This window comes from Longimicrobium sp. (genome assembly GCA_036377595.1).
Lineage (GTDB): Bacteria > Gemmatimonadota > Gemmatimonadetes > Longimicrobiales > Longimicrobiaceae > Longimicrobium.
This window is the reverse complement of record DASUYB010000070.1, coordinates 23,224-41,986: the sequence shown is the minus strand read 5'-3', so window position 1 is coordinate 41,986 and position 18,763 is coordinate 23,224. Positions and strand designations below refer to the sequence as shown.

The following is an 18,763-nucleotide window of genomic DNA, read 5'->3' as shown; positions in this document are numbered from 1 at the left end:
CCCACCGGCGGCGGCGCCGGCACCTTCTTCTTCTGGCACCCCTGCCGCGGCTCGGTCCGCTTCGGGCGCGTCCCCACCGCCCAGACCAACTGGGACGACGCCAACATGGACGACTTCACCTTCGCCGGCGGCAACCAGGTGATCGCCAGCGGCTACGGCGCCTTCGCCTACGGCGACCAGGTGACGGTGAGCTCGACCGTGGGCGTGGGCTTCGGCTCGGGCGTCACGGTCAGCGGCACGGCCGGGTTCAGCGCGGGGGCCAGCAACGTCTGCTCGGGGTTCGCCTGCACCGCCATCGGCTACACGGTGCGCGCGGGCGGGCAGGGCTCGGTGGCGCTGGGCTACCGCACCACGGCCAACAACGACTACTCGGTGGCCCTCGGCTATCGCGCGTCGAACAACACGCACACCGGCACCATGGCCATGGGTGACGAGTCGACCACCGACTCGGTGCGCAACCAGGCCGACAACGAGTTCCGCGCCCGCTACAACGGCGGGTTCCGGCTGCGCGTGAGCACCGCCTCCAATGGCAACACCCCGGGCGCCGGCGGCAACGTGGGGTGCGACCTGACCGTGGCCGTGCCCAGCTGGACCTGCGCGTCGAGCCGCACGGTGAAGGAGCATTTCGCGGCGGTGGACGGCGAAGACGTGCTGCTCCGCATCCGCCAGGTGCCGGTGACCACCTGGAACATGATCGGGGCCGATCCGGGGATCCGGCACATGGGTCCGTTCGCCGAGGACTTCTACGCGGCGTTCGGGCTGGGGCTGGGGGCCACCACCATCGGCCTGGGCGACATCGACGGGGTGAACTTCGCCGGGGTGAAGGCGCTCGAGGCCCGGACGGCGTCGCTGCAGCAGCAGCTCGACCAGCGCACCGCCGAGGTCTCCCAGCTGCGCGGCGAGGTGGCCGGGCTGCACGGCGAGGTGGCCGAGCTCCGGGCGCAGGTGCAGGCGCTCCTCCAGCGCGACGCCGCCGCATCGAAGCCATAGCCGGCGCGAGCGTCCTCTGATCGCGTGAAAAGGCGCCGCGGACGATTCCCGTCCGCGGCGCCTTCTTTTAATCACATCTCAAGCTCTGCAAACTACGTCATCGGGGGGATGCTGCCTCCCCAGCCTCGCTGCGCAGGGGATGCACTCTCGCACCCAATCTCAGGATCATCTGTGCATTGGAGGAAAGGATGTCATTCCGAAGGCGCTGCGCCGTCCTGTCCTCCATGCCAAATCGTAGGCGCCTGAGGAATCTGTGGCCGGCTCCCGAGCCACAGGCCGCCTGTCGCTCGGACGCATGCCATGGATTCCTCGGGCGCCGCCTGGCATCCAGTCCGGGTGCATCGATCGAATTCACGGACGTCGCAGTCAGCTCGCGGGAGATGCCGCCGTTTCCGCGCGCGGGGACATGCGCATCCGCAGCAGGGCGAGCGTGCAGGCGTACGCGAGCAGACCGGTGCCGGTGAAGGTGAGGAAGGCCGGCCACCGCTCCGGCTCGATCCCCAGCGCGAAGCGGTGGAAGTAGCCCACCTGCTCCGCCAGCGGCTCCAGCACCTGCGCGGCGACGAGCGCCAGCCCCAGGTTCAGCGCGGATGCCGCGGCGAGCCGGTCCGGCCAGCGCCGCCACACGATCCACGCCGCCAGCACGAACACCGGGATCGCCGTCACCCAGTGGTACGGCCAGTCGAAGCTCAGCCGGTGATGGCCGTGCGCCGGCCGCGCCAGGTGCCAGTCCGCGTGGATGGCCACGGCCAGCCCGAGCACCAGCCAGACCGAGACCGGGATTCGCCGCATCGCCGCCTCCGTGTCAGTGGGATCGCGAGGATGACTCTTCCCGCTTCAATACGCGGTGCGTCGGTGTCCGCGTCAACGCCTGTGATCGCGTCGGAAACCCGCGGCGTGGCGCGTTGTATCATCACGCACGACCCTTTTCCGAGGTGGACGATGATGCCGATCCGCCGCGCCATCCCGCTTCTCGTCGTCCCCATGCACCTGCTCGCCGCCTCCGCGCGGGCGCAGGAGGACGCCGGCCGCCTGGTGCGCACGGCGTCCGGGTACGAGCTGCGCGTGCGCGAGCAGAACGGCGTCGAGTACAGCATCACCCTGCCCGCCTCGTCCGTCCGCCGCCCCGAGGAGCCGCTCCCCGGCCGCGCGTCGATGGCCGCGGAGGCGCCCGTCACGCTCTCGGCCGCCGACCCCGCTGCGGCCGACCCGGCGGTGCAGCTGGCGCTGGAGCGGCTGGCGCTGCGCTCGGACGATCCCGCCGTCCGCCAGGCCGCCGTCATCACGCTCGCCCGCACGGCCGCGCCCGGCACCGGCGCCCGGCTGGAGCGCATCCACCGCCGCAGCGACGACGCCAACGTCCGCCGCGCCGCGCTCCGGCTCCTCTCCCTCGCGCCCGACCGCCGCCGCGCCCTCGCCTATCTGACCACGATCGCCACGGGCGACGCGAACCCCGCGGACGGCTACGACGCGCCCGCCGTGGCCGTGTGGACGCTGGCGGACATGGGCGACGCGGGGAGTGCCGTGCTGCGCGACCTGCACCGCCGTGGCGCCGTGCACTCGCCCGAGGGCCGCGTGGCGCTCGACTACGTCGCCCGCAACGGCTTCCGCGCGCCGCTGCAGCCATAGCCGTCCCCCACGTATGCCGATGAAGACGCGGCCCCGCTCCGGACCGGGAGCGGGGCCGCTGCCGTACGCCGTGGCGACGAGCGTCTATTCGTCGCCACCCCAGATCTCCGTGTCTTTTTTCTCCATGGCCATGCTGAACGCGCCCCACTTCGTCAGCGGGCGGAGCTCGTTCCAGTTTTTCCTGTGTGCCTCTTCCCTCCAGTAGAAAAGGGAGGTCACCGGAATCGTGGCGTCGCAGACCACGGTCGTGAGACCCACCGTATCCTTCGTCTTGCCCTCCTGGACCGCGAACTTCGTCACGCCGACGTGAGCCCCGTCGAACTGGTCGTCCAGCCGCACCACGATGAGCGCATAGGTCTCGTTATGCTTCTTGAACTTGTCCGTGTAACCGACCTTGGTCCACATGTAGATCAGCCCACGGTCCTGCTCCGCGTACTTGCTCGCCTCGCCCGAGTCGGCGCTCATTCCGCCCTCCGCGATCCCCGAGGAAGGCTTCAGCCCGCCGGCCAGGATTTCGGGGAGCTTGCTCTTTTTCGTGACGTGAAAGTAGGTCTTCATGGAGATACCGGGGGAGAGGGAGAATCGCACTATTTTGGGCGGAAAGGAGCAGGGGCTTTCCGCGAACGATAGGGTCGCACGGCGAAGGGAGCAACGATTGGATATGCGGCGGCGCCCGCGTGCCGGGTGAACCTGCATCCGGATCGGTTCAAACCCCTGGATGCGCCTCGCCATCGAAGAAACAAACGCTCCCGCCCCTCCCCCCCTGCAAACCCGCGAGCCCCGATGCCGGACCGGCGAACCGTCTTCCTTCTCACGTTCGCGGCCGCGGTCCTTGCCGCCGTGCCCGTCCACCCGCAGCGCACGTCGATGACGCCGGACGGGTGGCGCGCGGACCTGCGCTTCGCGGCGGACTCGTTCCTGGCGCGCGACCGCAGCTTCGGCGACGAGGCGCGGGCGCGGTTCCGCTCGGCCGTCGCGGCGCTCTCCGATTCCGCGGATCGCCTGACGAACGAGGAGGTGATCGTGGGGCTGGCGCGCGCCGTGGCGATGGCGGAGAACGCGCACACGCGGCTGTACCTGGTGCGCAACCGCAGCGAGGTGCGGCGGCTGCCGGTGCGCGTGTGGTGGTTCGACGACGGGCTGTTCGTGGTCCGCGCGCAGCCGGGCTACGAGGCGCTGCTCGGCGCGCGGCTGCTGCGCATCTGCGGGCGGGGAGTGGACGAGGTGCGGCGCCTGGTGCGGCCGCTGTACGCGGGGAACGACGCGTGGGGCGAGTACATGGCCGGCTACACGATGACCAGCCCGGAGATCCTGGCCGGGCTGCACGTCTGCGCGCCGGGTGCGCCGCCGTCCGTCACCTTCGTGGGCCGCGACGGGCGGCGCGGCGAGCGGGTGCTGGAGCCGCTCCCGCTCCGCCACTCGACGGAGCCGACGGAGGCGTGGTGGGACCTGTCGCCCCTGCATCCCGGCGCGCAGGGGCCGTGGGCCAGCGCGCTGCCGGCCGACTCCGCGCGGCTGCCGCTCTATCTCCGCGACCCGCTGCGGGCGTACTGGATCGCATGGCTCCCCACGGAGCGCACACTCTACATCCAGCACAACCGCGCGGTGCAGATGCGCGACGAGACCATGGACGCGTTCACGCAGCGGGTGCTGGCCGCGCTCGCGGGCGATTCCATCTCCAGAATCGTGCTGGACGAGCGCTTCAACACGGGCGGGAACCTGCAGATCGCGCGGCCGTTCGTGGAGCGGCTGGCGGCGGCGGTGGGCGAGCGCCGTCTCCCGCTCTACGTGATCACCGGCCGCGCGACCTTCTCGGCCGGGCTGACGCACGTGGCGCAGATCCGCCAGTGGGCGCGGGCGACGATCGTGGGCGACGGGCCGGGCGAGGGGATGGAGTTCTGGTCCGAGGGCGGCAACCTGGTGATGCCCAGCTCCGGGCTGACGCTGCACTTCGCCGACAAGGTGCACAGCTACGGGGCGCGGAAGACGCAGCCCCGCAGCCCGTACCTCGACACCGAGCTCTTCGCCGACCGCGTGACGCCGGAGATCCGCGTACGCATGACGTCGCGCGACTACTTCGCCGGGCGCGATCCGGCGCTGGAAGCCATCCTCCGCCGCTAAGAATCGAACCTGAGAGATAGCGGATGTGGTGACGCTTGCATTGATAGTGTGGACGTGAGCATCTTATCTGTGATGATAATATGCGCCGGGTGTTTCCGTCGCCCACGTGCGACACAGTGCCGACTGTAAGCGAACTTCTTCCAACTATCTTATTGAGAAGGTCAGGTGAACCGATGGCTAGAGAAAAGAGATGGGTCGCTTTCGCGCTACTGATCGCTCTTGGCTGCAGCGACTTGGCAACACCTCCAGATTCATCCGCTCCTAGTTTCCGCGCTGAGATCTTGGACGCTCGGTACGGAGGTAGGCCGCACTTTTACTTTTTACAACCCATAGCAACACCTCCAAACACAACAGGGACGTTCGATTCAGCTGTTTCGCCTATAGTCCAAATTTGCGTTTGGACAACGTCCTGCGAAAATGTCATTGGTCAGTATACCATGACGAGCGGACCTGGTGCGGAAACTGTCCACGTTGATATCGTCAACGAGCAGTATTTTGTTGACTGGCGCACTGATCAGTATTCTCTTGATCCAGCGCGAAACTATCGCATTAAGGTTCTGGCTGGCGGAACTGAACTTGGACACGCCGACGTAGATCTCGTACGAACCGCAAAGGAAGTTAAGAACGTTAACAACAGCTACGTAGCCGTTGTATACGGGCGAACCCTTCGAATTAGGTTCCGGATCGAGGCTGGTATCGTTAATAGCGTCAAAGTTTCACCGGCAGTCACACAGACCACAGTTGGCAGTACCAAACAGTTTTTCGCGTCAGTGTACGACCTTCATGATGAATTACTTAGTGGGGAGCCAATCGTCTGGTCGAGTTCTGACCGAACTATTGCCAGTGTTGATCAGGATGGCCTTGTGACAGGTTTGGCGCCAGGGATCGTGACCATCTTCGCCACCGTACAAGGCCGAGCTGACTCGGTAACATTTACGGTCCTAGGTGGTGTTATTGCGTTTGCGAGCAATCGAGATAGCCCGGCTTTTGACCCATCTGCTAGTGAAATCTATATAATGGAGGCGGATGGGAATGGTTTGAGACGCTTAACCTATAGCACCGTGTACAGTAACGTGAACAGTTGGAATGAAAATTTGCTACCGGTTTGGTCTCCCGATGGCAAAAGAATAGCATTTATCCGAGAGCATATGAGCAGCGCAGGCGGGAACCCTGAAATATACGTTATAAACTCTGACGGGACGGGGGAAATAAGATTAACATTTGATTCCCACGTTGATTCTGATCCAACCTGGTCCCCGGATGGGAACAAGATTGCCTTTGTCAGTAATCGTAGCGGAAACCCGGATATTTACGTTGTAAACTCTGATGGTAGCGGCGGTCTGAGGGATCTAACGAATGATCCTGCCGAGGACGAAGAACCGACATGGTCCCCGACGGGACCAAGATGGCATTCCTGAGCACCCGAGGGGGAAACTGGCAACTTCATGTAATGGAGTCGGATGGCTCTAATCCAACCCGGATCGGTGTAATTGGTGGTAGTCCAGCTTGGTCGCCAGACGGCAGTAAGATCACCTTTGTGGACTGGTGGCTGGATATCTACGTTATCAATCCTGATGGTACAGGCTTGGTGAACGTAACCAATAGCCCGGCTTATGAAATCGAGCCAAGTTGGTCACCTGACGGTACGAGAATCTTGTTCCGCCGCAATGACTCGAATGGCTATCGCTATTGAATCATGAACGCAAATGGAGGCGATCAGGTTCAGCTAACTTCCGAACCTGGGTACGATACAGATGCGAAATGGTCCCCCGATGGTTCGAAGATCGTGTTCGCAACTTGGCGGGACGGGAACAGCGAGATTTACATCATGAATGCCGACGGAACGGGCCAAGTAAATCTGACGAGCCATCCTTCAACCGACAAACAGCCGAATTGGAAGCGCTGATTCGGGCAACCCGGCTGGAGGCCATCCTCCACCGGCGGTGACGGCGCTCAGCGGATCCGGGAGTCGGGTCGATGCATCCGGGCCGATCCCACGCTGACGTCAGGCCGGCCAGACCGTAACCAGCGTCTGTGCAAGCGCTTGCAGGCCGAAGGATCTATCATCGCGTCAGCACGAATCCGGTCGGACGCACCAAGCTTCACCCGGATCTGGTCTCATACCGGCTGCCGGAATTAATGGTGCATTCCGATCGGATGTCATTCTGGGCGGCGCCCGTGGAATCCATGGCATGCGCCGAGCGACAGGCGGCCTGTGGCTCGGGAGCCGGCCACAGATTCCTCAGGCGCCACGACATTGGCATGGAGGACAGGGCGGTGCAGCGCCTTCGGAATGACATGCCAGGCCTGTTCCTTCCTCCAATGCACAGTTAATCCGGCGATTCGGTCTCACGGGAGATCGTACCAGCGTGCGACCAGGCTTCGGAGGTACAGGCCCAGGCAGAGGTACGCCCACAGCACCAGCGCGATCTTCAGCCCGTAGCAGGCCAGCGCGGGCCAGTTGATGATGGCGGGCGCGGTGACGGCGTCGTCCGGCTTTGTCCCGCGGCGCTCCTTCGCGCGGGTGAAGACGCCCCACAGCGCGGCGGCCGCGACGTACTGCAGCAGGTCCACGAAGAGCGCCGCGACGATCAGCAGCCCGGGAAGGACGAGCGCGTCGGGGACGGAGACGACGCCGTTCGTCTCGGACTTGAACACCCAGATCACCGCGATCCCGGCGAAGGCCAGCTGCCGCGCGGCGTCGCTCGCCTTCCCCGAGAGCTCGTAGTAGTCCTGGCGCGCCTGGGCCAGCGTGCTCATCGCATCGGACCCGCATTCCGCGGTCCGGCGCTCGACGTCCCGCGCGGGCCGCGGCGGCCGCGCATCACCGTCCCGCGCGTCGGCGTCTCGCCCAGAATCGCGTCGCGCAGGCCGCGGCCGGGCTTGAACGCCGGCGCGCTCGAGGCGGCGATGGTGATCTCCGCGCCGGTGCGCGGATTGAGGCCGGCGCGCTCCGGGCGGTCCTTGCGCGTGAAGGTGCCGAAGCCGGGGATCTGCACCCGCTCGCCCGCCCTGAGCTTCTCGGGGATGATCCCCTCCGCGGCGTCGAAGAGCGCGTTCACGGCGTCGGCCGCGCGCGCCTGCGTCAGCCCGGCGCGTTCGGACAGGGTGCGGATCAGCTCTCGTCTGTTCATCGTCGTTCCGGTACGAGGCGGATGGGTGGACCTCGTACTTAGTCGGGACGACGCGGGGATTTTCCCGGGTGAGGCGGCGGATTGCAGATAATGGCCTTTCGATGCTCATTGTCGATTGCAGCCGAACGATGGTACGATAGACGTACCGCAACGTCGCGGCTCATTTCTCCTGCTCCAGGGAGGCGGCCCATGAAGAAACTCAAGCTCAACCTCGACCAGATCAAGGTGCACTCCCTGGACACGGCGGGAAAAAAGGGCGGCGGGGGGACCGTGCACGCCCACACCTACACCTACGAAAGTGGCATCGAGTGCGAGCCCACGGGGATCCAGTACTCCTGCTACTCGTGCCCTGCCCCGCCGTGGTGCGACGTCCAGCCGTGGTCGTCCTACTGCTGAGGCACGGCGCGATCGCGGTCGGATGAAGCAAGGGGGCGCTCCGGATGGGGCGCCCCCTGCACGTTCTCGCATTCTACAGCACAGGCGATCACCCCGTCGGGGCGAGGTGAAGGCTGTGTTCATCACAGCGGGATCTGGCGGCGGTCGTGGAAGAAACCGCCGGTAGGGCCGCCGTCCGGCAGCGTGGCGAGCCAGACGACAGTGTCGGCGCCCTGCTCCACCGAGCGGGGCGCGCCGCTCCCGCCCATGTCGGTGCGCACCCAGCCGGGGTCGACGGCGTTCACCAGCACGTTGCGGCCGCGCGCGGCGTATGCCATCTGCCGCGTCAGCGCGTTCAGCGCCGCCTTCGACATCGAGTACGCGGGCGCGTATCCCTCCATCTGCGACAGCAGCCCGGCGCCGGACGAGACGTTGACCACGCGTCCGAACCGCCGCCGAATCATCCCCGGCAGAAACGCCTGGCACATCGCCAGCACCCCGAAGAAGTTCGTCTCGAAGGTCTCGCGCGCGGTGTCGAGCGGGAGATCGAGAACGGGCGTCCACTCGTCGAGCAGCACGGCGGCGTTGTTCACCAGCACGTCCACGCCGCCGAATTCGCGCTCCATCTCTTCCGCCAGCGCGGGAAGGCCGGCGAAGTCCGCCACGTCCACCCGCCGCCAGACCACCTCGCCGTCGGCGGCCAGCGAGCGCGCCGCCTCCTCGCCGCGCGCCTGGTCGCGCGCGCCGAGAATCACGCGGCAGCCGCGGCGCGCGAGATGGCGGCAGGTCTCCAGCCCGATCCCGCGGTTGCCGCCCGTCACCAGCGCCGTCCTCGTCTCCGCCACACGCCCTCCCGATCCGCTTTTTGATCTCTCACAGAGGGCACAGAGGACACGGAGAACAGCCTTGCATCTCCCTGCCTCCTCTGTGTTCTCCGTGACCTCTGTGAGAGACTTCTGGATGATCAGCCCGGCGCGCCGACGTGGGCGTGCACGAAGCTGACCGCCATCGACCCCTCGCCGACGGCGGAGGCCACGCGCTTGACCGAGCCGCTGCGCACGTCGCCCGCGGCGAACACGCCGGGGAGGCTCGTCTCCAGGAAGTAGGGCGAGCGCCCGGCCGCGCGCCACACCGGGTGCTCGCGCGCGGTGGGCGGCAGCGACTGGCCGGTGAGCACGAAGCCCGAGCGGTCGAGCTCCACGCAGCGCCGCAGCCACTCCGTCCGCGGCCGCGCGCCGATGAACAGGAAGAGCGCGCGGGTGGCGATGCGCTCCTCCTTGCCCGTGTCCGCGCAGCGCACGGTGACGCCGTGCAGCGCGCCGTTCCCCTCCACCGCCACCACCTCGCAGCCGCGGTGCACCCGCACGTTCTGCGCGTTCTCCACGCGGTCCACCAGGTAGCGCGACATGCTCTTCCCCAGGTCGTCGCCGCGGATCACCACGTGCACGGTGCGGGCGAAGCGCGTGAGGTACATCGCCGCCTGCCCGGCCGAGTTGCCGCCCCCCACGATCACCGCGTCGTCGCCGCCGCAGAGGCGCGCCTCCATCTCCGTGGCCGCGTAGTAGACGCCGGCGCCCTCCATCGGGCGGATGCCGGGGACGTCGAGCGTGCGGTACTCGGCGCCGCTGGCCACCAGCAGGCAGCGCGCGGCCACCTCCGTCCCGTCCTCCAGGCTCACGATGCGCAGCCCGCCCTCCAGCCGCAGCCCGGCCACGGACACGGGCACGGAGATCTGCGCGCCGAACTTCTGCGCCTGCAGGAGCGCCTTGCGCGCCAGGTCGGCGCCGCTGATCCCGGTGGGAAAGCCCAGGTAGTTCTCGATGCGCGAGCTGGTGCCCGCCTGCCCGCCCGGCGCCACCCCGTCCAGCGTCAGCGTCCGCAGCCCTTCCGACGCGGCGTAGACGGAGGCGGCGAGCCCGGCCGGACCCGCGCCCACCACGACCAGGTCGTACACGTCGCCGGGAGAGACGTGGACGTCCAGCCCCATGTAGTGCGCGAGCCTGGCGGGCGACGGATTGCTGACCCACTTGCCGTCGCGGCCGATGACGATGGGCGTCTGCTCGGGCCCCACGCCGAAGGCGCGCAGCAGCTCGTCGGCGCGCGGGTCGGCCTCCAGGTCCAGCCAGGTGTAGGGGATGGCGTTGCGGCTGCAGAACTCGCGCAGGTGGTGCGCCTCGGGCGAGAAGCGCGAGCCGATGATGCGGATCCCCTGGTAGCCCTGGCTCAGCAGCAGCGTGCGGCGCGTGAGGAAGGCGCGCAGCAGGATCTCGCTGATCTCCGGCAGCTCGCCCACGGCGCGGCGCACGGCGGCGGCGTCCAGCTCCAGCACCTCGCCGGGCTCGATCACCCGGGCGTCCACCAGGCTGCCGCGCCCGGTCAGCACGTCCACGTCGCCGGTGAACTCGCCGGGCTCGTGGATGGTCACCCGGCGCGGCTCGTCGCCCGAGGTGTCGAGGATCTCCACGCGGCCGGAGATGACCACGAAGAAGCCGAACCCCCGCTCCCCCGCGCGCCACAGGAATTCGCCCGCCTGCATGTCACGCCGGTGGCCCAGCGGGCAGAGCGCCATCTTCTGCTCGTGCGTGAGGCGCGGGAACGCGATCTCGAGGTCGGTGGCCATGACCTTCAGGGGACGGGGAATGGGGGACGGGGGACAGCTTCGGGTCCCCGCGTGACGCGACGCCATCGGCAAGCTAACATCCGTGGCAAGGCTTCACCCGAAACGAAGGAGACACGCGATGGCGGACGGCGGCGAGACGGTGCTCGAGACCACGCGGCTGCGCCTGCGCCGCCTGAACGACGACCATTTCGCGCGGATGCACGAGTTCTACCAGGACCCCGAGGTCGTGCGCTTCATCGCCGCGTATCCCCCGCCCCCGCTCGACGAGTTCGTCGCCACGCAGCGGCAGCGGTGGGACGACCACTACCGCGAGCACGGGTGGGGGCAGTGGGCCGTGGTACGGAAGGACGACGGCGCGTTCGTCGGGCGCTGCGGGCTGATCATGCAGCACATCGACGGCGTGGACGAGGTGGAGGTCGGCTACGCGCTCGGCGGCGAGTTCTGGGGCCGCGGCTACGCCGCCGAGGCGGCCGTCGGCTGCCGCGACTGGGCGTTCCGCAATCTCGCCGTCCCGCACGTCATCTCCCTCATCCACCCCGACAACCACCGCTCCATCGCCGTCGCCCGGCGCAACGGGATGACGCTGTGGAAGACGACCATGTTCAAGGAGATGCCCGGCATCGGCGTCTGGCGCATCACCCGCGAGGAGTGGGCGAGAGCGCAGAGGCCCGACTGAGCGGCAATCCGGAACCTCCCGCTACCCTGTCGGTGAACGCCTGCTGAACGTCGGGAAGCGCGTGGTGAGGGGTGTCACCGAATGCGGATCGTACAAGGGACGTCATCCACACTCACCACGACGGGAGCTCTTACCATGCGCAAGCTCACGCTGCAGCTCGAGTCGCTGGCGGTGCAGTCGTTCGACACCACGCCCGCATCATCCAACCGTGGCACGGTGCGCGGCGCCGGGGACACCGAACCTTACAGCTACGAGACCTGTGCGCCCGATGCCACCTGCGGCGGCACCTGCCCGCCGGAATGCGGGAGCGACGGATGGGGAGGATGCGGTGGAACGGCGGGAGGCTGCCAGTACACGCAGCAGCCCACCTGCTATGGCACCGCCTGCGACACCTGGTGCTGCACGCCGAACACGGCCTGCGGCGAGTACGCCACCTGCGGCCACGTCACCTGCGCCTTCGAGTGCACCGTTACGTGCGAGGTCGGCTGTGCCGAATAAGCATCGGCTGATCCCGGACGCGAAAAGCCTCGCAATCGCGAGGCTTTTCCACAACGTGCGACTTCACGGGAGGCGATCGGGACGCCCGGACCTCTCGCGCGCAGCCTGCGCAGCAGGCTTCCCAATCTTCCAGACGCGGGTTTACCCGCCCGTCGAATCCCGCCCGTGGTGTACCCGCCCATCTTCACGCGGCGAAAACACCCTCAATCCTCCTCCGCCACCACGTCCGCGTACTCGGGATGGCGGTGGATCCAGGTGCGGGCGTAGGGGCAGAACGGCACCACCTTCTTCCCCTTCTCCCGCGCGAAGTCCAGCGCGGTGCGCACCAGCCGGCCGGCGATCCCCTGCCCCTCCAGCGCCTCGGGAACCTCGGTGTGGAGCAGGAACAGCTTCCCATCCTGCTCCGAGTACGTCAGCACGCCCATCTCCCCGCCGGCGTGCGCCTCCCACTGCTCCTGGGCCTCGTTGCGCGTCACCTCCACGCGCGTCCCCTCCTCCGCCATCGTCCCTCCATCCCCAATCGTGAGTCGCCGGTGGTTTCCGGAAGATAACGCGCCCGGCAAGGCACGCGCCCCGCTTGCTCGATCCAGCCCCGCACCCGTACGTTCTCCTCACCATCACCGCCGATCCCGCCGCCGCATCTTCCACCCGTGCTCGCCACCCTCGCCGCATCGCTGCTCCTCCACGCCGCGCCGCAGGACACCTCCGCCGCCGCGCTGCGCCGGGAGATGGAGCGCATCGCCGCCGCGTCGGGCGCGACCGTGGGCGCCGCGGCGATCGATCTGCGGACGGGGGAGATGGTGGTGGTCAATGGCGGCGAGCGGTTCCCGATGCAGAGCGTGTTCAAGCTCCCGCTCGCCATCGCCCTCCTGCGCCGCGTGGATGCGGGGCAGGTGCGGCTCGACGCGGAGATGCCCGTCGCCGCGGCGGACCTGCGCGCGGGGCACAGTCCCATCGCGGAACGACATCCCGACGACGACGCGCGCTACACCGTGCGCGAGCTGCTGCGGCTCTCCACCAGCGAGAGCGACAACACCGCGGCCGACCTCCTCCTCCCGCTCGCCGGCGGGCCCGCGGGGGTGACGCGGACGATGCGCGCCCTCGGCGTCACCGGCGTGCGCGTGGATCGCGGCGAGGGGCGGCTGGCGCTGGACTTCCGCGGCGTCCTGTACGTGCCCGGACGCGAGCCGAAGCGCATCTCCGACTCGCTGGCCGCGCGGGTGAGCGATGCGAATCGCCGCGCCGCGATGGAGGCGTATCTCCGCGACCCGCGCGACACCGCCACGCCGGAGGGAATGGCGCGGCTGCTCGTCTCCCTCGCGCGCGGGCGCCTCCTCTCCCCCCGCTCGACGGCACTGCTGCTGGAGATGATGACGGAGACGCGGACCGGGCCCAACCGCCTGCGCGGCATGCTCCCCGCCGGCGCGCGCGTGGCGCACAAGACGGGGACCGCGGGCGACGCCGACGGCATCACCGCGGTGGTCAACGACGTGGGAATCGTCACCCTGCCGGACGGCCGCCGCGTTGCCATCGCCGTCTTCACCAAACGGGCGACGCGCGGGCAGGAGGCCGCGGAGCGCGCCATCGCCCTCATCTCCCGCGCCGTGTACGACCGGGCCGTGCGCATCCGCGAATGACAATCATTACGTCGCAAAACGGACGAAGCCCCAGCGCGGGGCGGCGGGAACGCGCTGGGACCCCGGCCGTGCGAACGTCAGATCGGGCAGGTGTCGTAGCAGGTGTCGGCGCCGTTGCAGGTCTCGCCCGCCATGGTCGCGTCGAGGCAGTTCGTGTCCATCGGGTTCATGGTCGGACCGTACTCGCAGGTGACGGCGGCGGTGTTGCAGTAGGGGCCGGTTCCCGCGTGGCAGTCCCAGCTGCAGAAGGCTCCGCCGCACACGCTCCAGCAGTCGGTGCCCTCCGAGGCGTCACGCCCGTGGACCGTGCCCACGCCCTGCAGGTTCAGGGTGGTCGCAAAGCTCTCGACGGAAAGCTCCTCCAGGCTCAGATTGAGCTTCTTCATGTCTTCGTCCAATCGGTTGGATGGTGAACTGCCGCCTGTTACAAAATAATGCGCGAAACGTAAGCCGTACAGGCGGGCAAATATTTCTGCGAAGTCGCGCCCCCGGCAGGGTGCGCGGCCCGCGCCCGCGCAGCAGCCCGAGTCGCGCCGAACAGGGCGTGCAGGTCCCGCCGCACGCCGCCACCCCGACCCCGCACGGACCTACCATGCGCCGCACACCGACGCACCTCTCCCGAACCCGTCTCCGCCTGGGCGTCGCACTGCTCGCGGCCCTCGCCGTGGGCGCCGCCTGCGCCAGCGCAGGCAAGCGCCTGGAGCAGGGAGTCCAGCTGGAGCAGCAGGGCCGCCCCGCCGACGCCGCCGCGCGCTACATCCAGGCGCTGAAGAAGGACCGCACGCTCACCGAGGCCGGCGCGCGGCTGCAGCAGACGGGCGACCAGGCGATGGGCGACTTCCTGCGCGAGGCCGATGCCGACGCGCAGGCCGGGCGCTACGCAGACGCGGCGGACGCGCTCGGCCGGCTGGACGCGCTCCGCGCCGACGCCGCGTCGGTCGGCGTGCAGCTGGCCGTCCCCGCCGACTATCCCACCCGCCGCCGGGCCACCTTCGACCGCGCGTCGGACCAGGCGGTGGCGATGGCGAGCAGCGCGATGAGCGCGCGCAACTACCCCGAGGCGGTGCGCTGGCTGGACCGCGCCTCGCGCCAGTGGGAGCCGGGGCCGGCGGTGCGCGGGCGGCTGGACCAGGTGCGCTACGACGCGCTGTACGGCTGGGCGGAGAGCGAGATGTCGGCCGGGCGCTACCGCTCGGCGTACGAGCGCGCCGGGGCCGCCGCCACCCTGGGGCTGGGCACCGCCGGCGCCGCCGAGTCGCTCCAGCGCGAGGCGCTGCGCCGGGGGACGGTGCGCGTCGCCGTCTTCCCCGTGGGCACCACCCCGTCCACGCGCAACCGGCTCCCCGACCAGGTCCTTCCCGCGCTCAACCGCTCGCTCTCCGTCGACTTCTGGCGCCGCCCGCCGCAGTGGATCGACGTGCTGGACGAGAGCGACCGCGGCGGCTACGGGCGCGGCGCCATCGAACCGTCCGAGGGAGCGCGGCTCGGCCAGCGCATCGGCGCGCGGCTGGTGGTGGTGATGGCGCTCGACAGCCTCCGCCAGACCGAGGGCGAGGTGGTGACGCAGCGCCGCACCGCGCGCACCCGCTCCGGCGCGGACACCGCCTACACGGTCCGCGAGGGGCGGCTCGACACGTGGGCGCGCGTGACGTGGCGCGTGGTGGACGCCAGTGGCTGGGGGAGCGTGATCGACCAGGGGAGCGCCACCGCCCGCTCCGGCGCGCAGTTCCGCAAGGCCGAGTACAAGGGAGATTGGCGGACGCTCGAGCTGCCGATGTCCGACCGCGTGCTCTTCGACGAGGGGGACCGGGGATACGGCCGCGAGACGGTGCGCGAGCTGGTCGACGGGCTGGCGGACGAGATCGGCCGCGACGTGTTCAACGCCCTGCTCCGGCGGATCGATTGAGCGCCGCCGCCACCTTTCGCCGCGCGGCGACCGCCGCCGCGCTCGCGTCCGCCGCGCTGGCGGCCGCGCCTCCCGCCCGCGCGCAGGCGACGAACGAGGCGCGCACGGCCGCGTACCTGGCCGCCGTGCGCGACCGGCCGCCGCTGCTGTACGCCTTCGTGCGCGAGATGCCCAAGGGCGCCGACCTGCACAGCCACCTCTCCGGCGCCGTGTACGCGGAGAGCTTCCTGCGCTGGGCGGCCGAGGACTCGCTCTGCGTCAGCCGCCGCGCGCTGGCGATGGTCCGCGCGAGCTGCGCCGGGTCGCACGGCGACACCATCCCCGTGGCCGACGCGCTGAACGACGCCACGCTCTACGGCCAGCTGATCGACGCCGCGTCGATGCGCAACTGGAACCCGGCGCAGCGCAGCGGGCACGACCAGTTCTTCGACGCGTTCACCAGGCTCGGCGCCCTGCCGCGCCGCGTGGGCGACGAGCTGGCCGAGGCGCAGGCGCGCGCGGCCGACGGGAACGTGAGCTACCTGGAGCTGATGCTGACGGCCGACGGCCCGGCGGCCACGCAGCTCGCCTCGAACGTCCCGGCGACTGCGTTCGAGCCCGGCCGCGAGCCGGACTTCGCGGCGGCGCTGGCCGCGCTGCGGCCGGGGATGCCGGGCGTGGTGCAGACCGCGCGCGACGCGCTCACCCGCGTGGAGGCGCGGCGCGACACGGTGCTGCGCTGCACGCCCTCCCGCGGCGGCGGGGCGGGATGCGAGGTCGCCGTGCGGTGGCTCTACCAGGTCGGGCGCGGGCGGCCACCGGCGCAGGTGTTCGCGCAGATCCTCACCGGCTTCGAGCTGGCGCGCGCGGACCCGCGGGTGGTCGGCTTCAACCTGGTGATGCCGGAGGACGGGCTGATCTCCATGCGCGACTTCACGCTGCACATGCGCATGATCGATTATCTCCACCGCCTCTATCCCCAGGTGAAGATCAGTCTGCACGCGGGCGAGCTGTCCCCCGGGCTGGTGCCGCCCGAGGGGATGCGCTTCCACATCCGCCAGTCGGTGGAGCTCGGCCACGCGAGCCGCATCGGCCACGGCGTGGACGTGATGTGGGAGGACCGCCCGTACGAGCTGCTGCGCGAGATGCGCGACCGCGGGGTGATGGTGGAGATCGCGCTCACCAGCAACGACGCCATCCTCGGCATCCGCGGGCGCGACCACCCGCTGGCCGTCTACCGCCGCTGGGGCGTGCCCGTGGCGCTGGCCACGGACGACCAGGGCGTGGCGCGCTCGGAGATGCCACGCGAGTACCAGAAGGCGGTGCAGGAGCAGGGGCTGGACTACGCGGCGCTCAAGGCGATGGCCAGGACGTCGCTGGAGCACGCGTTCGTCGGCGGGGCCAGCGTGTGGCGCGACGGGCGGACGTTCGCGCCGGTGGCGGAGTGCGCGCCGACGGCGGGCGGCTTCGCGGGCGCGCGCTGCGCGTCGTTCGCGGCGGCCAGCCCGCGCGCGAAGCTGCAGCGCGACCTGGAGCTCGCCTTCCGCGCCTTCGAGGCGCGCTACGCGGCGATGCCGACCCCCTGACGCCGCCGCGCGGACAGGACGCAGAAGAGCCGCCCCCTCGGGCGGCTCTTCTCGTCCCGTGCGTGCCCGTCAGGCGGCGGCGACCGTGATGGGGCAGATGGCCGGGTCGCTCGGCGGATACACGGGCGGGTTCGTCGAGCACCAGTCGCACATCGTGGGACCCGTCCGATAGCAGATGTAGCAGCACGAGTCCAGCCACTTCTCCCACGTCTGCGGCGCGGTGATGGCGTCGCCGGCGGCGGCGGCGTTGTAGCCGACCGGGGACATGGTCGCGAACGACTCCACCTTCAGCGCGTCGGGGTTGAGCTTGCCTGCCATGGGACCACCTCCGGGAGGGGGACGAGTGGAGATGACATCGGCCATTAACATTTGCAGACTAAATTATATGAACGCAAGGTTTGTAGATGTGGACACTGAGATCCCCAAAAGAAAGTCTCACGCAGAGGGCGCAGAGGCCGCAGAGGAAACCCACCGCGCGGTGAGTTCTCTGCGACCTCTGCGCCCTCTGCGTGAAAAAAATTCAGCGGCGAGTGACGCGCAGCGTGGCGACGTAGCGCGGATGCGGGATGTCGGTGCGCCGCGGCGGCTCCAGCGCCACGAGCCGGACGTCGAAGGCGCCGAACGAGGCGTACTGCGGCCGCGCGGGCGCGGTCGCCAGAACCACGTCCTCCATCTCCCGCCGCGGCAGGCGCAGCTCCACGTGCACTCGCGCCTCGCCCGCGCGGATGCACTGCACGCCCATGGGGCAGCGCGAATCCGACGTCACCCCCGTGAAGCGCACCGTGAGCGGCTGGCCGGCGATCGCCGCCGTCTGGCCGCGCGGGAGGCGGAAGTCCTCGCCGAGCCGCGCCTGCACGTCCGGCGCGCGCGCCATCGTCGCGCACCCGGCGGCCGCCACGGACGCGGCGGCCAGCATCCGCATCGTCATCGTCTTCATCATCGTTCTTCCGCTTCCGCGCTGCCGAACTCCGCGGCCACGGCGCCGTGCGCGCCGAGCCCCAGCTCGCGCCGGAAGGCCTCGTTGATGTCGCAGTACCGGCGGGTGGGGGTGATGGTGCGCTGGTGCTCGAAGCGATGGAGCGGCCACCCGGGCACGCCGTCGCGGTTCGTCTCCAGGCGGTAGACGTGGAAGCGCACCGTCTCCTCGGCGATGTACGAGTCGCCGTGCTCACGCTCGCCGACGACGACGGCCACCGGCCCGCCGCGCCGCGGCCGCACCACGCGCAGGTCGACCAGCACGCAGTCGGCGCCCATGTGCGTCTGCGCCACGTCGAAGCCGCGCTCGCCGCCGAAGAAGGGGACGAGCTGCCAGAGCACCGAGTCCTCCGGGATCGAGCGGCCGCGCGCGTAGAACGCGACCTGGGCGTAGCCGTGCGCGTTGTAGTTCTCGCGCCAGGCCACGAACACCATCCCCCCGCCGCCGTTGCCCACGATGTCGAGCGGGTTCGGCCCGTTGCGCAGCCTGAAGACCACCGCGCCCGCGAACGCCGCGCTGTCCGCCCGCACCGTGCTCCCCTGCGCACGCGCGGCGGACGCGGTAAGGACCAGGGCGCTCGCGGCCAGGAGGCGGACGATCTTCATGGATGGGCTGATCAGGCGGAAGCGCTCGTCG

22 protein-coding genes are annotated in these 18,763 nt (G+C 69.5%); 11 read left to right on the top strand and 11 right to left on the bottom strand.

Going from position 1 to position 18,763, the window contains the following annotated elements; translation table 11 throughout:
* Nucleotides 1-990: tail fiber domain-containing protein (locus VF092_10245; GenBank protein HEX6747658.1), on the top strand; the 990-nt coding region annotated here is incomplete at its 5' end.
* A gap of 366 nt (nucleotides 991-1,356) precedes the next feature.
* Here the strand turns inward: VF092_10245 and VF092_10240 are convergent.
* On the bottom strand, nucleotides 1,357-1,782 hold the full coding sequence (locus tag VF092_10240) for a hypothetical protein (GenBank protein ID HEX6747657.1): 426 nt from the start codon (nucleotides 1,780-1,782) through the stop codon (nucleotides 1,357-1,359).
* Between the two features lie 150 nt (nucleotides 1,783-1,932).
* Here VF092_10240 and VF092_10235 point away from each other — a divergent pair, with 150 nt between their 5' ends.
* Nucleotides 1,933-2,619 (top strand): HEAT repeat domain-containing protein, encoded by a 687-nt coding sequence (locus tag VF092_10235; protein HEX6747656.1) that lies wholly within the window; start codon nucleotides 1,933-1,935, stop codon nucleotides 2,617-2,619.
* An 84-nt stretch (nucleotides 2,620-2,703) separates the two neighbouring features.
* On the opposite strand, the gene VF092_10230 is transcribed toward VF092_10235, so the two are convergent.
* On the bottom strand, nucleotides 2,704-3,177 hold the full coding sequence (locus VF092_10230; protein HEX6747655.1) for a hypothetical protein: 474 nt from the start codon (nucleotides 3,175-3,177) through the stop codon (nucleotides 2,704-2,706).
* A gap of 225 nt (nucleotides 3,178-3,402) precedes the next feature.
* Here VF092_10230 and VF092_10225 point away from each other — a divergent pair, with 225 nt between their 5' ends.
* From VF092_10225 to VF092_10215, 3 genes are all read left to right on the top strand, one after another.
* On the top strand, nucleotides 3,403-4,740 hold the full coding sequence (locus tag VF092_10225) for a hypothetical protein (protein HEX6747654.1): 1,338 nt from the start codon (nucleotides 3,403-3,405) through the stop codon (nucleotides 4,738-4,740).
* A 173-nt stretch (nucleotides 4,741-4,913) separates the two neighbouring features.
* Nucleotides 4,914-6,158, top strand: a complete 1,245-nt coding sequence (locus tag VF092_10220; protein HEX6747653.1) for an Ig-like domain-containing protein — start codon at nucleotides 4,914-4,916, stop codon at nucleotides 6,156-6,158.
* Entirely contained in the window at nucleotides 6,146-6,433 is a 288-nt protein-coding gene (locus tag VF092_10215; GenBank protein ID HEX6747652.1) for a hypothetical protein, read from the top strand. Before VF092_10220 ends, VF092_10215 begins: the two co-directional genes overlap by 13 nt.
* 656 nt (nucleotides 6,434-7,089) lie before the next feature.
* Here VF092_10215 and VF092_10210 read toward each other — a convergent pair.
* Both VF092_10210 and VF092_10205 read right to left on the bottom strand, forming a co-directional pair.
* Nucleotides 7,090-7,500 (bottom strand): hypothetical protein, encoded by a 411-nt coding sequence (locus tag VF092_10210; GenBank protein ID HEX6747651.1) that lies wholly within the window; start codon nucleotides 7,498-7,500, stop codon nucleotides 7,090-7,092.
* Entirely contained in the window at nucleotides 7,497-7,874 is a 378-nt protein-coding gene (locus VF092_10205; GenBank protein HEX6747650.1) for an HU family DNA-binding protein, read from the bottom strand. Before VF092_10205 ends, VF092_10210 begins: the two co-directional genes overlap by 4 nt.
* Nucleotides 7,875-8,063: 189 nt before the next feature.
* On the opposite strand from VF092_10205, the gene VF092_10200 reads away from it, so the two are divergent.
* Entirely contained in the window at nucleotides 8,064-8,270 is a 207-nt protein-coding gene (locus VF092_10200) for a hypothetical protein (GenBank protein ID HEX6747649.1), read from the top strand.
* 122 nt (nucleotides 8,271-8,392) lie between these two features.
* Here the strand turns inward: VF092_10200 and VF092_10195 are convergent, their stop codons facing one another.
* Nucleotides 8,393-9,094, bottom strand: coding sequence for an SDR family oxidoreductase (locus tag VF092_10195; protein ID HEX6747648.1), 702 nt, complete (start codon nucleotides 9,092-9,094; stop codon nucleotides 8,393-8,395).
* A 119-nt stretch (nucleotides 9,095-9,213) separates the two neighbouring features.
* Complete coding sequence (locus tag VF092_10190) at nucleotides 9,214-10,869, bottom strand: FAD-dependent oxidoreductase (protein HEX6747647.1); 1,656 nt, start codon at nucleotides 10,867-10,869, stop codon at nucleotides 9,214-9,216.
* Between the two features lie 118 nt (nucleotides 10,870-10,987).
* Here VF092_10190 and VF092_10185 point away from each other — a divergent pair, with 118 nt between their 5' ends.
* Together VF092_10185 and VF092_10180 are read left to right on the top strand one after the other, a co-directional pair.
* Entirely contained in the window at nucleotides 10,988-11,545 is a 558-nt protein-coding gene (locus VF092_10185; GenBank protein ID HEX6747646.1) for a GNAT family N-acetyltransferase, read from the top strand.
* Between the two features lie 135 nt (nucleotides 11,546-11,680).
* Nucleotides 11,681-12,043 (top strand): hypothetical protein, encoded by a 363-nt coding sequence (locus VF092_10180; protein ID HEX6747645.1) that lies wholly within the window; start codon nucleotides 11,681-11,683, stop codon nucleotides 12,041-12,043.
* A gap of 203 nt (nucleotides 12,044-12,246) precedes the next feature.
* Here VF092_10180 and VF092_10175 read toward each other — a convergent pair whose 3' ends face one another.
* Entirely contained in the window at nucleotides 12,247-12,546 is a 300-nt protein-coding gene (locus tag VF092_10175) for a GNAT family N-acetyltransferase (GenBank protein ID HEX6747644.1), read from the bottom strand.
* Nucleotides 12,547-12,693: 147 nt separating this feature from the next.
* Here VF092_10175 and bla point away from each other — a divergent pair, with 147 nt between their 5' ends.
* Nucleotides 12,694-13,680, top strand: a complete 987-nt coding sequence (gene bla / locus VF092_10170; protein HEX6747643.1) for a class A beta-lactamase — start codon at nucleotides 12,694-12,696, stop codon at nucleotides 13,678-13,680.
* A 77-nt stretch (nucleotides 13,681-13,757) separates the two neighbouring features.
* On the opposite strand, the gene VF092_10165 is transcribed toward bla, so the two are convergent.
* Complete coding sequence (locus tag VF092_10165; protein ID HEX6747642.1) at nucleotides 13,758-14,066, bottom strand: pinensin family lanthipeptide; 309 nt, start codon at nucleotides 14,064-14,066, stop codon at nucleotides 13,758-13,760.
* 206 nt (nucleotides 14,067-14,272) lie between these two features.
* On the opposite strand from VF092_10165, the gene VF092_10160 reads away from it, so the two are divergent.
* A complete protein-coding gene (locus VF092_10160) occupies nucleotides 14,273-15,586 on the top strand; it encodes a hypothetical protein (GenBank protein HEX6747641.1) in 1,314 nt (437 codons plus the stop codon).
* Nucleotides 15,583-17,151, top strand: coding sequence for a hypothetical protein (locus VF092_10155; GenBank protein HEX6747640.1), 1,569 nt, complete (start codon nucleotides 15,583-15,585; stop codon nucleotides 17,149-17,151). Before VF092_10160 ends, VF092_10155 begins: the two co-directional genes overlap by 4 nt.
* 69 nt (nucleotides 17,152-17,220) lie before the next feature.
* On the opposite strand, the gene VF092_10150 is transcribed toward VF092_10155, so the two are convergent.
* The 3 genes from VF092_10150 to VF092_10140 all read right to left on the bottom strand — a co-directional run bounded on the left by VF092_10150 (nucleotide 17,221) and on the right by VF092_10140 (nucleotide 18,732).
* A complete protein-coding gene (locus tag VF092_10150; protein ID HEX6747639.1) occupies nucleotides 17,221-17,469 on the bottom strand; it encodes a hypothetical protein in 249 nt (82 codons plus the stop codon).
* A gap of 202 nt (nucleotides 17,470-17,671) precedes the next feature.
* Nucleotides 17,672-18,088, bottom strand: a complete 417-nt coding sequence (locus VF092_10145) for a hypothetical protein (protein HEX6747638.1) — start codon at nucleotides 18,086-18,088, stop codon at nucleotides 17,672-17,674.
* Complete coding sequence (locus VF092_10140; protein ID HEX6747637.1) at nucleotides 18,088-18,732, bottom strand: hypothetical protein; 645 nt, start codon at nucleotides 18,730-18,732, stop codon at nucleotides 18,088-18,090. Before VF092_10140 ends, VF092_10145 begins: the two co-directional genes overlap by 1 nt.
* Nucleotides 18,733-18,763: the final 31 nt, after the last annotated feature.